This is a genomic window from Streptococcus suis (genome assembly GCF_002960625.1).
Classification (GTDB): domain Bacteria; phylum Bacillota; class Bacilli; order Lactobacillales; family Streptococcaceae; genus Streptococcus; species Streptococcus suis_T.
Genome location: NZ_POJH01000020.1, coordinates 1 through 16,028 on the forward strand (window position 1 = coordinate 1; position 16,028 = coordinate 16,028).

A 16,028-nucleotide genomic window follows, 5' to 3' on the forward strand; every position below is an offset into this window, starting at 1 on the left:
TAATCAGACGAGCCTCGTGAGTAGCAGGTAAATCCCAAGCAAGATTTAATTCCAAACTTAACTGATTTGTGTTATACTGTTTATACATTTTCATGCCTTTCTAGTTGTTTTGTCGTTATTATAATTATAAAGCATGAAATGGAAAACGAGCAACTCCTAATTGGAATTGCTCGTTTTTTTATATGTGAGAAGCTAGTTTTTGCCCAGCCTCTTTTCTTGAGTTCAATATGTGAGTTGATATACAGGCCCGTCCTCCTGTAAATTGTCATTTTATGCTATACTGTATATAGTATTATTTTAACCGAGGGATGAAGATGCCAAATGTAGATTATACAAAAATCAGCTTACCTGTTGCGGAGTTGACTAACGGAATTGTTCTAGAAGAGTTTATAAAATCAGAACGTTACAATCGCGATATTTATCAGACTGAAAGCGAGATGGAGAAACGCCTAATAGATGATTTGGTGCAGGGACAGCAGTATGAACGTTTTTTAGGACATAGTCCTACAGAATTACTTGCCAATCTCAAACTACAGTTGGAAAATTTGAATGGTGTGAGTTTTTCAGCAACGGAGTGGCAACGTTTCTTGGATGAATACCTCAATAAGCCAAATGAAGGAATGGTTGAAAAAACCAGAAAAATTCAAGAAGACCATATTTATGATTTTGTTTTTGACGATGGACATGTGCAAAATATTTCACTACTTGATAAGAAGAATATTCATCGAAATAAACTGCAAGTGATGAACCAGATGATCCAGAAAGGTAGTCATACCAATCGCTATGATGTGACTATTTTGGTCAATGGTTTGCCTTTGGTACAGATTGAGTTGAAAAAGAGAGGTGTTCCCATCAGCCAAGCCTTTCATCAGATTCATCGCTATACCAAGGAAAGTTTCAATAGTGAAAATTCTCTTTTTCAATACATACAGCTGTTTGTTATTTCAAATGGGACATTTACACGCTATTTCTCAAATACTGTTGAGCGAAACAAGAATAATTTTGAGTTTACCTGTGAGTGGGCAGATAGAAAAAATCATGCTATTCATGATTTAGAGGATTTCGCTCAAACATTTTTAAATAAGACAACGCTTCTATCGATTTTGATCAAGTACTGTATTTTTAATGCTGAGGATGTTCTCCTAGTGATGCGCCCATATCAGATTGCGGCGACAGAATCCATTTTAAATCGTATTCATCTTGCTTATCAAAACAAGCTCTATGGGAAAGTAGAAGGAGGAGGCTATATCTGGCATACAACAGGATCAGGTAAGACTCTGACGTCTTTTAAGACAGCTCGATTGGCTACAGAATTGGAGTATATTGATAAGGTTTTCTTTGTGGTGGACCGCAAGGATTTGGACTATCAAACCATGAAGGAATATCAAAAATTCCAGAAAGATTCTGTTAATGGTAGCAATGATACCAAGCAACTAAAAGAGGCAATTGAGAAAGATGATAGTCGTATTGTTGTCACAACGATTCAAAAGCTGAATCATTTCACTAAAAAATACCCTAATCATCCAATTTATGATAAGCAATGTGTCATGATTTATGACGAATGCCATCGTTCGCAGTTTGGGGATTCTCAGAAGAAAGTAAACAGTAGTTTCCGAGCCAATTACCAGTTTGGTTTTACAGGAACACCGATTTTTGCTGATAATACTCTCACTGGTCAAACAACTCAGGACATATTTGGGCATCAGTTGCATTCCTATAGTATTACAGATGCCATTCGTGATAATAAGGTTTTAAAGTTTAAGGTAGACTATAACAACGTTGCTCCGAAGTTTCGTGAGGAAGAGGTCCAAGCAGGTCACGAAAAAGATCTCCGCATTCTTCGTCAAATTGAGAAAAAAGCCCTGTTGGCTCCTGAACGAATTTCTAAGGTAGTTGAACATATCCTATCCGTCTATCCGGTTAAAACTCATCGTGAGATTAGCCATATTGTTAAGATAAAAAATGTTGATGGAGATACGTTAAGAAAGCAACGCATGCGAGGTTACAATGCGATGTTGGCTGTACAAAATGTATATGCTGCTAAGATGTACTACGAAGAGTTACATAATCAGCAAGCAAGCATTCCAGAGGAATGTCGTTTGAGAATTGGGATGATATACAGCTTTGCTGCAAATGAGGAGCAGGCTGCTTATGGTGATATTTATGATGAAGATTTCAATCCCTCAGCGATGGAATCATCCGCGAAAGAATTTCTAGATAGGGTGATTGCTGATTATAATAAGTCTTTTAGTACTTCATTCTCAACAGAAAGTCAATCCTTTCAGAACTATTATAAAGACTTGTCTCAACGAACCAAAAATAAGGAAATTGATCTTCTGATTGTTGTTGGAATGTTTTTGACAGGTTTTGATGCCCCTACAATGAATACCTTGTTTGTAGATAAAAATTTACGCTACCATGGTCTGATTCAGGCTTATTCACGGACCAATCGTATTTTGTCAAAGGACAAGCCGTTTGGAAATATTGTTTGCTTCCGGGATTTGGAAAAAGCTACAATCGATGCTTTAAAGTTATTCGGTGAGGATAACAATATCTATATTACGCTGGAGAAATCCTATCAGGAGTATATGGAAGGTTTTGAGGATGAGGAAACAGGTGTTATAGTTCGTGGGTATAAAGAAGTTTGTCGAGAAATGTTGACAAAGTTTCCGGATCCGACTGAAATTTATCTGGAATCTGAGAAAAAAGAATTTGTTGGTTTATTTGGTGAATTACTGAAACTCGATAATGTATTACGAAATTTTGATGAGTTTACAGATGAAGAACGCTTGATTTCACTGGGACTTATGCAAGATTATCGTAGTAAGTATGTCGATATTCGTGAGGAATCCTATCACTCAGGGGGACGTGATGGTCACCAACCTGAGATTGATCTGTCCGATTTAGAATTTGAAATTGAGTTGTTAAAATTAGATGAAATCAACCTCGACTATATCATCGTCTTAATTTCTGAAAAAGCAAATGAAGATATTACAAAAGAACAGCTTCAAAACCAAGTATCACGTGTGATTCGTTCAACTATTGATATGCGTGCAAAAGAAAGGCTTGTTATGGATTTCATTCGTGATAGTAATCTAGATGAGTTAAAAGATAATCAGACTATATTAGAAGCTTTTTATCATTATGCTAGAAAGTCAAAACAGGAACAGATTGAATTATTCGCACAAACACAACAATTGCAAGGCGATTATAAACTATTTATTGAAGCAGCTATTTTGCGAGGTTTTGCATCAACTGCTGGAACAGATTTAAATGCTCTTATGCCACCAACTTCAAGACGGCAAGGTGCGCGTGAGAAAAAGAAACAAGAAATTTTACACCAGTTACAAGAATTGGTCGAAACATTTACAGGAATCTAAAGGAGTAAACCATGACATTTGAAGAAATTTTACCCGGCCTCAAGGCCAAGAAAAAGTACGTTCGCACAGGCTGGGGCGGGGCGGAGAACTACGTCCAGCTCTTTGACACCATCGAGGTACACGGGCAAAAGCTGGAGGCGACGCCCTATTTCCTCATTAACGTGACCGGCGAGGGTGAGGGCTTCTCCATGTGGAGCCCGACCCCCTGCGACGTCCTTGCGACCGACTGGGTAGAAGTCCATGACTAAGACAGCCCTCATCACCGGCGTTTCCAGCGGCATTGGTTTAGCACAGGCGAAGATTTTTTTGGAAAATGGCTGGCGTGTCTTCGGGATTGATTTGGCTAGCAAGCCTGATTTAGCAGGCGATTTCCACTTTCTACAGCTGGACCTGACAGGCGATTTAAGCCCAGTCTTTTCATGGTGCCAGACAGTTGACGTTCTCTGTAATACAGCAGGCATACTAGACGATTACCGTCCCCACCTGAATATCGAGGAGGATGAATTGGCTCGCATCTTCGCGGTCAATTTTTTCGCGGTGACTAGACTAACTCGTCCCTATCTGCAACAAATGGTGGACAGACAGTCTGGCATCATTATCAATATGTGCTCCATTGCCTCCAACCTAGCAGGTGGTGGAGGCTCTGCCTACACCGCCTCCAAGCATGCTTTGGCAGGCTTTACCAAGCAGCTGGCTCTGGACTATGCCAAGGACAAGGTCCAGGTCTTCGGCATTGCTCCTGGTGCCGTCCAAACAGGCATGACCCAGAAGGACTTTGAGCCTAGTGGCCTGGCGGACTGGGTGGCAGACCAGACCCCTATCGGACGCTGGACCCAGCCCAGCGAAATCGCAGAGCTGACCTTCATGCTAGCCAGTGGCAAATTCACCTCCATGCAGGGCCAGATTATTACTATTGACGGCGGCTGGAGTTTGAAGTAGAAAGGAAAATCCCATGACACCAACACAAGTCTGGCAAGAATTTCTTGCCATCAATCCCCAAGCAGGTCCTGAGCCGGAGGCCTGGGCCTTTGGGGCGGAAGCTGATCGACTGGCTGACTTGGTGGCTAGAGGCATCAAAACCTCGACCAGCTCTGCCCATGCCCTCTATGCAGTAGAGGGAGAAGAAATCCCAACAGCTGGTGGCTATGACATCATTCTGGACGGACAAGGTCAGGCTGTGTGCATTATCCAGACCACCAAGGTCTATGTGATGCCCTTTTCCCAAGTGACGGAAGAACATGCCTATAAGGAGGGCGAGTTCCGTCAGGGAGGTGACTTGTCTGACATAAAAGCGAAAAGTCTGATTCACTGGCGGCAGGTTCATGAAGAGCTTTTCACTATCTGGCTGGCAGAAGCAGGCCTGTCCTTCTCAGAAGATATGCTGGTTGTCTGTGAAGAATTTGAATTGGTTTATCCTAAAATGTAAGTTTTTTCTGGTTCGCCTCTGGTTTTTTGGTATAATAATATAAAAACAAAAAACTAGGAGGATCCTATGGATAAACAACGTGTTATTGATTTGTTGGACCAGCTTTCTCCCATTCTGGCCGGGAAAGAGGAAACAACCGGCAAAGAACTGACGGAGAAATTGCAGTCAGCCTTGCTTGTGACCAAGGAAGATGTGGCCAGTAAGGACGGTGTGGCTTTGGCAACCAGTTTATCAGGCTTTGTTCAGGCCATTTCCAATGCTAGCTTGCCTGGCGCCAATCTCCGTTTTACAGACCAAGAACGCCCTGTCTGGGAGGAGTTTAAAGTCCTGACGGAACAAATTAGAGAGGACGGTCTGCGAGGTCTTCACTTAACGATTTAAGGAGCTCAGGCTCCTTTTTGCTTGACTTAAAACTTGGCACACTTCTGGTATTTTCCAAAAAAGCTAAAATTTGCTATAATAGGGTCATATACAAATGAAAAGAGAGATACTTATGAGTAATAACTATGCAATTATCCTAGCAGCGGGTAAGGGAACTCGCATGAAGTCTGACTTACCGAAGGTCCTACATAAGGTGGCCGGAATTACCATGTTGGAGCATGTCAAGCGTGCCGTGGATGCCATGGAGCCTGCCAAAACAGTGACTATTGTTGGGCACAAGGCAGAATTGGTGCAGGCTGTTTTAGAAGGTCAGTCAGCATTTGCCCTCCAGTCTGAACAGTTGGGGACAGGACATGCCGTTATGATGGCTGAGCCAGCTTTGGCAGGTCTTGAAGGACAAACACTGGTCATTGCAGGTGATACACCGCTGATTACAGGCGAAAGCTTGAAGAACTTGATCAATTTCCATATCAGCCATAAAAACGTTGCGACAATTTTGACTGCCCAGGCTGACAATCCCTTCGGCTACGGTCGGATTATCCGCAATGCAGACGGCGAAGTCTTGAAAATTGTGGAGCAAAAAGATGCCAATGATTTCGAAAAACAGGTCAAGGAAATCAACACAGGAACCTATCTCTTTGACAACAAGCGTCTGTTTGAAGCCCTTAAGGATATCAATACGGACAATGCCCAAGGTGAATACTATTTGACGGATGTTATTTCGATTTTCCGTCAGGCTGGCGAAAAAGTTGGGGCCTATGTCCTCAAAGACTTTGATGAAAGCTTCGGAGTTAATGACCGCATTGCACTTGCGACTGCAGAGGCGGTTATGCGCAAGCGGATTAATGAGAAACACATGATTAACGGAGTAACTTTTGTTAATCCAGAAGCGACTTATATTGACATCGATGTGGAAATCGGAGCAGAAGCAGTTATCGAAGCCAACGTTGTCTTGAAAGGTCAAACAATTATCGGTGAACGCACCGTCTTGACAAACGGTACCCGTGTACGTGATTCTAAAATCGCAGCAGATGTGGTTATTAGCAACTCAGACATTGAAGAGTCTGTAATCGAAGAGGGTGTGACAGTAGGTCCTTATGCCCATATCCGTCCAGACAGCCATCTGAAAAAAGATGTCCATGTTGGAAACTTTGTAGAAGTTAAGGCTTCTACACTTGGTGAGGGAACCAAATCAGGTCACTTGACTTATTTGGGCAATGCGACCATCGGTAGCAATGTCAACGTTGGTGCAGGTACCATTACGGTCAACTACGATGGTAAAAACAAATTCAAGACTACCATTGGCGACAATGCCTTTATCGGCTCAAACTCAACCATCATTGCTCCTGTAACTATCGGTGACAATGCCCTGCTTGCTGCTGGCTCTGCCATTACCAAAGACATTCCTAAAGATGCTATCGGGATTGGTCGTGGTCGTCAGGAAAACAAGGAAGGCTATGCGACCCGCTTTCCCTTCCATCCAAGCCAAAAATAGGTACTATTATGAATTTTGAAGAAAAAACCATCAACCGTACTGAGATTTTCAAGGGTCATATCTTTGATGTTGTTGTCGATGATGTGGCTTTGCCAAATGGTGGGACTGGCAAGCGCGAACTGATTTTTCACAAGGGGGCGGTCTGCGTCTTAGCAGTTACTCCAGAAGGTAAGATGATTTTGGTCAAACAATATCGAAAGGCTATCGAGCGCGCTATTTATGAAATTCCAGCAGGAAAGTTGGAACTAGGCGAAGAAGATACGCTGGAAGATGCTGCCTTGCGTGAGTTAGAGGAAGAAACGGGCTATACCAGTGAAAAGCTGACCTTATTGGCAGATTTCTACTCTGCTATCGGTTTTTGTAATGAGCGCATTCGCCTCTATTTAGCTGATAACTTGGTTAAAGTGGAAAACCCTCGTCCCATGGATGAGGACGAGGTCATTGAACTGTCTTATGTAACCCTAGAAGAAGCCTTGGACTTGGTCGCAAGTGGGGATATTTGTGATGCCAAGACTATTATGGCGGTTCAATATTTACAACTCATGAGAAAGTAGGAAATTGGCAATGGGCAAGCCCTTGTTAACGGATGAAATACTAAAACGAGTGAAAAAAATGCAGGAGGCGGATACAGATGAACGCTTTGGACATTTTAGTCCCAAGCAAACTGTATCCATGGATGAAAAGATTTTTGAGCCCATTTTAGATGAAGACTACCAAGGCTATGAGGAAGGGCAGACCATCCGTATCCCTGTCAAACCATCGGTGGTCAAAAGTCGAAGAATTGAAACCATCAAACGCGAAGAATTTCGGGGAAAAGTCAACAAAATTCTCTTTTGGGTCATCCTTTTACTGATTGTCTTTATCATTGCTGTCTTGTTTATTTAAGGAGAAATCATGAAATTTGGAATTATCGCAGCCATGCCCCAGGAGCTGAAGATTTTGGTAGAGCAGCTCCAAGACAAGGTAGAAGTAGCTGTCTTGGGTCGGACCTATTACCAAGGCCGTATTGGTCAGCATGAAGTAGTGCTTGTCCTGTCGGGCATTGGCAAGGTCATGTCAGCTATGTCTGTGGCCATCTTGGCTGACCGCTTTGCAGTGGACGCCATTGTCAACACAGGCTCAGCAGGGGCAGTAGCTGACGGGATCGCCATCGGTGATGTGGTGGTAGCTACTCACTTGGCCTACCACGATGTCGATGTGACGGCTTTTGGCTACGCTTTTGGGCAAATGGCAGGGCAGGAATTGTATTATCCAGCTGACCAAGTTCTGTTAGAACAGTTAACAGGCGTTTTGGCAGAGCAGGAAATAACCAGCCATCTGGGTCTGATTGTGACTGGTGACAGTTTTATCGCCGGTCAAGATAAGATCGCCAGCATAAAGGAACATTTCCCAGAAGTTCTGGCTGTGGAGATGGAAGGAGCGGCTATTGCCCAAGCGGCCGTTAATACAGGTAAACCTTTCTTGGTTATCCGTGCTATGAGCGATACGGCCCAAGGGGATGCCAACATTACCTTTGATGAATTTATTATCCAGGCAGGTGAACGGTCTGCCCAGACTCTGATTGCTTTCTTAGAACAAGTTTAAAACCCAGCCAGGTGGCTGGGTTTTCTTTATTCAAAGGTGTAATCTTTCAGTATTTCAATGGCTTCGATTTTGACATCTGTTTTTGGCTTGTCACTGCTATCTGTTTCGACAGTAGCGATCTTATCCACAATATCCATTCCTTCGATGACTTGTCCAAAGACAGTATGCTTACCATCTAGGTTTGGATTTCCGCCATTCTTATAGGCTTCGATGATTTTCCCTGGATAGCTTGAGGACGAGAGTTGGCTAGACATATCAGTTGTATTCTGGTTGATAAAGAACTGACTGCCGTTGGTTCCTGCGCCAGCATTGGCCATAGATAATGAACCGCGGATATTGTAGAGGAAGGCAGAAATTTCATCTTTGAAACCATAGCCGGCGTCGATAGTTGTTCCCTTGCCAGCCCAGATAGATTCACCACCTGTGCCATTTCCTAGAGGGTCTCCTCCTTGAATCATGAAATCCTTGATAACCCTGTGGAAAATGGTGCCATTGTAGTAGCCGTTTTTGGCATGGGTCAGGAAGTTTTCCACTGTTAATGGTGCTTGCTCTGGGAAGAGTTTGATAGTGATGTCCCCTTGGGTCGTTTTGATTTTTACAGCCGCCTCGTTTTCAGCAATATCGCTAGATAGCTGTGGGAAGCTAGCATCGGGATTGTTGATGGCGTAGGCTAGGTCTTTGGCATACTTACTAGACGCAGTTGTGTCTGTGGTGGTTGCCAGGGTCGAACTGGAGCTAGATGAGCTTGATTGTTCAGTGCTGGTAGTGGAATTGCTCGCACAGGCAGTTAATAAAATTGTGGATGCTAGAGCAAAAAATAGTCGTTTTTTCATGGAAAATCCTTTCTGGGAAACGTAAAATTATGCTCATTTTACCATGATTTCATACAATTTTCAATTTTCTGCTGAAGTGACAAAATTTCTATAGATTTTTGTGGATAATTTGATATACTATTAGTAAAAAAGGAGCAGTTAAGTATGGAAGATTTGGTTAATAGTTCAGGTTTGGATATGATGTTTTTCTACGCTCTTGCGACACTCATACTAGGAACCGTTTGTTTTCAGATATTCAAAAATACGACGGAGTGGCTTCGTAATAATCAGTCACCAAGAGAAAGGTGTACTGCCAAGCTGGTTGCCAAACGGACCCATGTCTTTGGCAATGAAATGGCACGGACCAATTATTATGTGACTTTCGAATGGGAAGGCAAACGGCAAGAGTTTCGTGTTCGCTCGGATGAATTTGCCCTCTTGGCTGAGGGCGACAGGGGAACCCTACATTTTCAGGGGACCCGATTCCTAGGCTTTAATCGGAGCTAGGGTTCCTTTTCTGTTTGAAATCCACAAAATAGTGTATAATAGCAGGAGTTTATCAGTCAAAAATCTTGGTCGATCAAACCAGTCAGGCTGATAGAAATACCCTTGGAGAAAGTTGAACATGTCACTAGAAAAACGTATTGAAGAAATGTATAAGGACCACGAGGTCAAGCCCTATATCTCCCCAGAACGCGACCTAGCGACCTGGCTCTTAGAAGCCAAGCCAGTGCCCAAACGCAATATGGTTCGTCTGGAAGAAGGCATTTTGCCAGGTGATATTATTTTGCTATGGCGGATTAGCCTAGGTTCTTTTGAAACGACGACGCCCTACTCCAAGTACTTTGAGTACATGTATGGTATCAACGGTCCTGCTCACATGGAGCAGTTGATCGTAGACGGTTATGCCTATGTGGAATCAGCCTTTGATTCCCTAGACCATATCACCTCGACTGCTAAGAAAAATATCCTCAAAGCAGAAGGAGTGACAGGTCTGTCCAAGATGAAGGCAGCAGACCTGGACACTGCCCTCAAGGACAACTTGACAGAAGAAAAACTGGCACCTTACTTTACCGTCCGAGGTTATGCCCTGACGGAAAAAGGCAGAGCAGCTCTCGAGAATCACCCAGAAGTACTTGCAAAACACCCAATGAAGAAGATGTACAAATAAAATAGAAAAGATTTTTGAACGGCACCCAAAAGTTAGAAAAATTCTAGCTTTTTGGGTGTTTTTATTTGCTAATAAGTTTATTTCCCTTGACAGAAAACGCTATCAATGATATTCTAGTATAAATTATTGAAACGTTTCAAAAGAAAGGGGTAAACCATGGAAGAGCAAAAATCAATCACCATGAAAGACGTTGCGCGGGTTGCTGGTGTAAGCGTTGGGACTGTATCAAGAGTTATCAACAATGAGCCAGGTATTAAGGAAAGCACGCTTGAAAAAGTCAATACTGCCATTAAGGAATTGAATTACATTCCAGATGTTTATGCTCGTGGCATGAAGAAGAACAAAACCGAAACCATCGCCTTGATTATTCCGACAGTTTGGCATCCTTTTTTTGGAGAATTTGCCTATCATGTCGAAGTGGAACTGAGTAAGAAAAATTACAAGTTGCTCCTTTGCAATATTTCTGGTCCAAAAAGGGAACTGGATTATCTGACTATGCTGCAACAAAATAAGGTGGACGGTATTATCGCCATCATCTATAGCCCGATTGACGATTATCTATCGTCCAATATCCCCTTTGTCAGTATCGACCGCACCTATGAAAATAAGGCCATTGCCTGTGTCAGCTCGGACAACCAAGCTGGTGCGGAGTTGGCAGCTAATACCTTGATAGCAAAAGGAGGTAGCCATTTTGCCTTTATTGGTGGGCACAATAAAACCATCAACGAAACCAAGAAGCGCAGAATCTATTTTGAAAAACGGATAGTAGAAGCTGGTTTTTCTTGTCAAGTCTTGGATTTGGAAGAACCCTATGATGATTTTGTCGGTGCAGTCGAGAAATTTTTGATTGCCAACCCGCAAATTGATGCCATTTTTACCATCAATGATTTCGTAGCCTTAGACACCTTAGCAATATTGGAAAAACTGGGACGACGGGTTCCAGAAGATGTGCAGGTCATTGGCTATGACGGTATTCAGTTGGCGGGCGAACGTTCCTTAGAACTTTCGACTATTCGTCAACCTTTAGAGGCTATGGCCCAAGAAGCAGTTGCCTGTTTGATTGATATCATTGATAAAAAAGGACAACCACAACAAATCACCTTGCCGATTTCCTATGTTGAAGGAAAAACGACAAAAAATTGAAAATAGTGGTTTGACCTCAACCTTCTATGTAGAAGGGCAGACCTGTCTGAACACTTTATAATATTTGCTCCCTAAATTATTTTTTACTCCAAGAAGAGTCCTGTGAACGCAGGGCTTTTTCTGATATGAAAAATATTCTCAATTATGATAAAATAAAGAGATTGAGAAAGTTGAGGATTTTATGGCAAAAACTAGTAAAAAAGGAAAGGTGACCCGCAGGCCGACCAAGACAGAACAGGCCCAGCAAGATAAGGTAAAAAATGTCACATTACGAGTGGCTGGTATACTTTTTGTCCTCTTCGCTGCTATTCGTTTGGGAGCATTTGGGGTAACGAGTTATAATTTACTGCGCTTACTGTTTGGAAGTGTGACCTACCTAGTCTTGGTAGGTGCCCTTATTTTCCTCTTTGCGCCGGCACGTATTCGCAGTCGCAAGGGGACTAGATCGGGGTTCTGTTTCCTTCTTATCGGCCTATTGATTGAATTTCAGGCTTATTTGGATCTAGGTTATAAAGGAAGTGACTTATTCAACCAGACCTTCAAACTTATCTTGAGCGATTTATCTAAGTTTCAGGTGACCAACTTTGTTGGAGGTGGCTTGCTGGGCAGTATCTTTTATTGGCCGGTGTCCGTCCTCTTTTCCAATGCAGGTGCCTTCTTCATCGGATTCTTGGTCCTGGCCTTTGGGATTTTTAAGTTAGGTCCATGGTCTGTCTATGATGTGGCGGATGGCTTAGCTATAGCTAAGGATAAGTTGGCTGAGGGACAGGAAAAACGGGCAGAGCTTCGTGAGATTAAGCGGGCTGAACGAGAAGAAAAACGTCAGTTAGAATTGGCTCGCCTTGAGGAAGAACGACTTCAATTAGAGGAAATGGAAAACACTCAGACCATTGAGTTAGATGATAGACGGATTGACTTGGAAACTGGTGAAATCTTGGAAGAACAAACTCACCAAGTTCCTATTATCTCTGGCTATGACCATCAGGTAGAAGATGAATTTCCGGTTATGCTGGTGGAGGATGAGGAAGAAATTTCCCCTCAGAGTCAGCCTATTGCTGAAGATGATGGTCAAGATATTCAGATTGATTTCAAGCCTAAGAAGAATTTGGTTTACAAACTGCCGTCCATTGACCTATTTGCACCTGTCAAGTCTAAAGGACAAGGAAATGAGAAAAAGATTGTTCGTCAAAATATCAAGGTATTAGAAGATACTTTTGCGAGCTTTGGCATAAAGGTAGTGGTCGAGCGTGCAGAGATCGGTCCATCCGTAACTCGTTATGAATTAAAACCGGCTGTCGGTGTGCGGGTCAATCGGATTTCCAATCTGGCAGATGACTTGGCTTTGGCATTGGCTGCTAAGGATGTCCGGATTGAAGCACCCATTCCTGGTAAATCCTTGGTTGGTATCGAAGTGCCAAACTCAGAAGTGGCCATGGTTCCTTTCCGAGAACTTTGGGAACAATCCAAGACGGATGCTAGCAAGCTATTAGAAATTCCACTTGGTAAGGCAGTCAATGGCTCGGTTCGTTCTTTTGATTTGACCAAAATGCCCCATCTCTTGGTCGCTGGTTCAACTGGTTCAGGGAAATCCGTTGCAGTTAATGGTATTATCTCTTCTATTTTGATGAAGGCAGGACCTGACCAGGTCAAATTTATGATGATTGATCCCAAGATGGTTGAATTGTCCGTCTATAACGATATTCCCCATTTGCTTATTCCAGTAGTGACCAATCCGCGCAAGGCAGCTCGAGCCCTGCAAAAAGTCGTGGACGAAATGGAAAAACGCTACGAGCTCTTTAGTCATATCGGTGTGCGCAATTTGGAAGGCTACAATGCTAAGGTAGAAGAGTTTAACAGTCGTTCAGAAGAAAAACAAATTCCACTTCCCCTCATAGTCGTTATTGTCGATGAGTTGGCAGACCTGATGATGGTGGCCAGCAAGGAAGTGGAAGATGCCATTATTCGTTTGGGGCAAAAGGCGCGTGCAGCAGGTATTCACATGATTTTGGCCACCCAACGTCCGTCTGTTGATGTTATCTCTGGTTTGATTAAGGCCAATGTGCCATCTCGTGTCGCCTTTGCGGTCGCTTCTGGAACGGATTCGCGGACCATCTTGGGAGAAAATGGAGCAGAGAAATTGCTAGGTCGTGGAGATATGCTCTTCCATCCCATTGGAGAGTCTGCACCCGTTCGATTACAAGGTTCCTTTATTTCCGATGACGATGTTGAGCGAATTGTTAACTTTGTCAAGGAACAAGCAGAAGCAGAATATGACGAAACATTTGATCCTGGTGAAGTGGCAGAGGGTGAGGGCGAGGCTGGCTTTGGTGATGAGGGTGGGGATCCACTCTTCAATGAAGCGCGTGCTTTGGTAGTGGAAACACAGAAAGCTAGTGCCTCTATGATCCAACGTCGCTTGTCTGTCGGCTTTAACCGAGCAACTAGACTGATGGAAGAATTGGAAGCAGCAGGGGTTATTGGTCCAGCAGAGGGCACAAAACCTAGAAAGGTATTGGAAACACAGTAATGAAGTTTGATGCAGTCCACCATATTGCCATCATCGGCAGCCATTATGAACGAACACGAGAGTTCTATGTTGAAAAATTAGGCTTTGAGCAGTTGGATGAACACATCCGTCCAGAAAAAAATGACATTCTCTTCAATGTCAAAAAAGGAAATATGGTCTTGGAAATTTTTATCAAGCCGGATGCGCCTCTTCGCCCAGCCATGCCTCATCCAGAACACACTGGGCTTCGCCATCTAGCATTTAAAGTGGCAGATGTGGAAGCTTGTCTGAAAGAATTTGACCGTTTGGGCATTCGACACGAAGCCCTTCGCACAGATGATTTCGATGGGAAGAAGATGGCCTTCTTCTTTGATCCAGATGGTCTGCCATTAGAAATTCATGAATAAAATAAGCCCCTTGTAACAGCTTGATATACTCCCCTTATAGTGGACAGTGAAAAACCAAAAATTTTCACTAGAAACTATAAAGGGAGTTTTATTATGTCCAAAAGAAGTCCAAAGTCTGTCTCTGAGAAACTAGAAATTGTTTTACTCCACTTGGAAGCTGGGAAATCACTTAGCTGGTTAGCTAGGCACCATGGTGTGTTTAAAGACACCCTGTCGAACTGGGTTCGGAAGTACAAAGAAACTGGTATTGAGGGGCTAGAGGAAAGCCGTCGCTGGATGAAGTATAGTAAGGAACTAAAGGAACAAGCTGTTTCCGACTATCTTGATGGTTTGGGAAGTCTCAAAGATCTGACCAAAAAATATGGAATTTCTGACCCTCGTGTTCTCAGATCATGGATAAAAAGTTATACTAGTGGTAAAGAATTGAAAGCTACTAGTAGAGGAATGAGTCGCATGAAACAAGGACGCAAGACAACATTTGACGAACGGGTTGAGATTGTCAATTTTACCCTTGCCCACGAGAAAGATTACCAAGGGGCTGTTGAGAAGTATGGGGTTTCCTACCAACAGGTCTATTCGTGGGTCAGAAAGTTTGAGAAGGACGGTTCTAACGGCCTCCTCGACCGTCGTGGAAAAGGTTTGGAAAGCAAGCCTAATCTGACTTCGGAAGAAGAGTTACGTCTAAAAATCAAGCAACAGGAAGAACGGATTAAGTATCTTGAAATGGAGAACGGCCTGCTAAAAAAGTTAGAAGAAATCAAGCGACGAAACCAATGGTAAGACTAGGTCGCCACCTGGAATCCTTCCAAGCGATTAAAGAATATGCGGATGAACAGGAAGAGGCTTCTATCAGCCACTTGTGCCGTATTCTAAAGGTATCTCGCTCAGGCTACTATAAGTGGTTACAACATCAGGAAACAGCTTCTGAACAGGAAAATTTAGGATTGATGAATGTCATCAAGGACCTTCATAGCCAACATAATGGTATTCTTGGTTATCGTCGTATGACGCTATTTGTCAATCGCAAGCTTGGAACAAGCTACAACAAGAAACGGATTCGACGATTGATGCACATTTTAGGCATTCGTTCCATTATCAGAAGAGCTAAGGGCTACTGTACCAAGACCAGCTTTGTCAATGTAGAAGACAACATTCTCAATCGTGATTTTACAGCTACTGCCCCCAACCAGAAATGGTGTACAGATGTGACTTTCTTGAAGTACGGTCTCAGTTGTAAGGCCTATTTGAGTGCTATTAAGGACCTCTACGACGGCTCAATTGTCGCTTATGTGGTCGGTCAGTTGAATGATAATGAATTGGTATTAGAAACACTTCGTAAAGCCCGAAAAGTTAATACTGAAGCGACACCATTGATTCACAGCGACCGAGGTTCACAATATACTTCGAAAGATTATTACCGTTTAACGACCAAGTATCAGATGACCCGCTCCATGTCTCGTGTTGGTAAGTGTATTGATAACGCACCAATTGAGAGCTTCTTTGGGCACTTTAAGACGGAGTGCTATGATTTGAAGAAGTATAAGACTTTTGAGGAGCTGGTGTCAGATATTGATGCCTACATCTATTTTTATAATCATCAACGATTTCAAGAACGCAACAACGGCCTTGCCCCTCTTGAAATGAGGAACAAGGCCGTCGCCTAATCTTTTATTATTTCATTGTCCACTTGACAGGGAGCAGTTCAGCTAGCTACAGGGGGCTT

Annotated in this window: 16 protein-coding genes; 15 read left to right on the forward strand and 1 reads right to left on the reverse strand. The window is 43.0% G+C overall.

Annotated elements, in window-relative coordinates:
- The first annotated feature begins 314 nt into the window (after positions 1-314).
- From C1G49_RS03270 to C1G49_RS03310, 9 genes are all read left to right on the forward strand, one after another.
- Complete coding sequence (locus C1G49_RS03270) at positions 315-3,380, forward strand: type I restriction endonuclease subunit R (RefSeq protein ID WP_105124593.1); 3,066 nt, start codon at positions 315-317, stop codon at positions 3,378-3,380.
- 11 nt (positions 3,381-3,391) lie between these two features.
- Entirely contained in the window at positions 3,392-3,628 is a 237-nt protein-coding gene (locus tag C1G49_RS03275; RefSeq protein ID WP_004194840.1) for a DUF2829 domain-containing protein, read from the forward strand.
- A complete protein-coding gene (locus tag C1G49_RS03280) occupies positions 3,621-4,319 on the forward strand; it encodes a 3-oxoacyl-ACP reductase (protein WP_105124594.1) in 699 nt (232 codons plus the stop codon). Before C1G49_RS03275 ends, C1G49_RS03280 begins: the two co-directional genes overlap by 8 nt.
- A gap of 13 nt (positions 4,320-4,332) precedes the next feature.
- Positions 4,333-4,806, forward strand: coding sequence for an ASCH domain-containing protein (locus C1G49_RS03285; protein WP_105124595.1), 474 nt, complete (start codon positions 4,333-4,335; stop codon positions 4,804-4,806).
- Positions 4,807-4,872: 66 nt separating this feature from the next.
- A complete protein-coding gene (locus C1G49_RS03290) occupies positions 4,873-5,187 on the forward strand; it encodes a hypothetical protein (protein WP_105124596.1) in 315 nt (104 codons plus the stop codon).
- Between the two features lie 112 nt (positions 5,188-5,299).
- A complete protein-coding gene (gene glmU / locus C1G49_RS03295; RefSeq protein ID WP_105124597.1) occupies positions 5,300-6,682 on the forward strand; it encodes a bifunctional UDP-N-acetylglucosamine diphosphorylase/glucosamine-1-phosphate N-acetyltransferase GlmU in 1,383 nt (460 codons plus the stop codon).
- An 8-nt stretch (positions 6,683-6,690) separates the two neighbouring features.
- A complete protein-coding gene (locus tag C1G49_RS03300) occupies positions 6,691-7,236 on the forward strand; it encodes an NUDIX hydrolase (RefSeq protein WP_105124598.1) in 546 nt (181 codons plus the stop codon).
- Positions 7,237-7,246: 10 nt separating this feature from the next.
- The gene (gene macP / locus C1G49_RS03305) at positions 7,247-7,567 is read left to right on the forward strand and encodes a cell wall synthase accessory phosphoprotein MacP (RefSeq protein ID WP_105124599.1); all 321 of its coding nucleotides are present in this window, start codon (positions 7,247-7,249) and stop codon (positions 7,565-7,567) included.
- A 9-nt stretch (positions 7,568-7,576) separates the two neighbouring features.
- Positions 7,577-8,266 (forward strand): 5'-methylthioadenosine/adenosylhomocysteine nucleosidase, encoded by a 690-nt coding sequence (locus C1G49_RS03310; RefSeq protein ID WP_105124600.1) that lies wholly within the window; start codon positions 7,577-7,579, stop codon positions 8,264-8,266.
- Positions 8,267-8,292: 26 nt separating this feature from the next.
- Here the strand turns inward: C1G49_RS03310 and C1G49_RS03315 are convergent, their stop codons facing one another.
- A complete protein-coding gene (locus C1G49_RS03315; RefSeq protein ID WP_105124601.1) occupies positions 8,293-9,099 on the reverse strand; it encodes a peptidylprolyl isomerase in 807 nt (268 codons plus the stop codon).
- 144 nt (positions 9,100-9,243) lie between these two features.
- Between C1G49_RS03315 and C1G49_RS03320 the strand changes: the two genes are divergently transcribed.
- The 6 genes from C1G49_RS03320 (at position 9,244) to C1G49_RS03345 (ending at position 15,969) form a co-directional block, all read left to right on the forward strand.
- Positions 9,244-9,585, forward strand: coding sequence for a DUF2500 domain-containing protein (locus C1G49_RS03320; protein ID WP_105124602.1), 342 nt, complete (start codon positions 9,244-9,246; stop codon positions 9,583-9,585).
- A gap of 118 nt (positions 9,586-9,703) precedes the next feature.
- Positions 9,704-10,249: a hypothetical protein gene (locus C1G49_RS03325; protein ID WP_105124603.1), complete on the forward strand. Its 546-nt coding sequence runs from the start codon at positions 9,704-9,706 to the stop codon at positions 10,247-10,249.
- Between the two features lie 156 nt (positions 10,250-10,405).
- Complete coding sequence (locus tag C1G49_RS03330; RefSeq protein ID WP_105124604.1) at positions 10,406-11,392, forward strand: LacI family DNA-binding transcriptional regulator; 987 nt, start codon at positions 10,406-10,408, stop codon at positions 11,390-11,392.
- A 181-nt stretch (positions 11,393-11,573) separates the two neighbouring features.
- Positions 11,574-13,919: a DNA translocase FtsK gene (locus tag C1G49_RS03335; protein ID WP_105124605.1), complete on the forward strand. Its 2,346-nt coding sequence runs from the start codon at positions 11,574-11,576 to the stop codon at positions 13,917-13,919.
- Positions 13,919-14,305 (forward strand): VOC family protein, encoded by a 387-nt coding sequence (locus tag C1G49_RS03340; protein ID WP_105124606.1) that lies wholly within the window; start codon positions 13,919-13,921, stop codon positions 14,303-14,305. The genes C1G49_RS03335 and C1G49_RS03340 overlap by 1 nt, the downstream gene beginning before the upstream one ends.
- Positions 14,306-14,398: 93 nt before the next feature.
- A protein-coding gene (locus C1G49_RS03345) for an IS3 family transposase (protein ID WP_105124607.1) occupies positions 14,399-15,969 on the forward strand; the annotation gives its coding sequence in 2 pieces (ribosomal slippage) (positions 14,399-15,044 and positions 15,044-15,969; 1,572 coding nt in all).
- Positions 15,970-16,028: the final 59 nt, after the last annotated feature.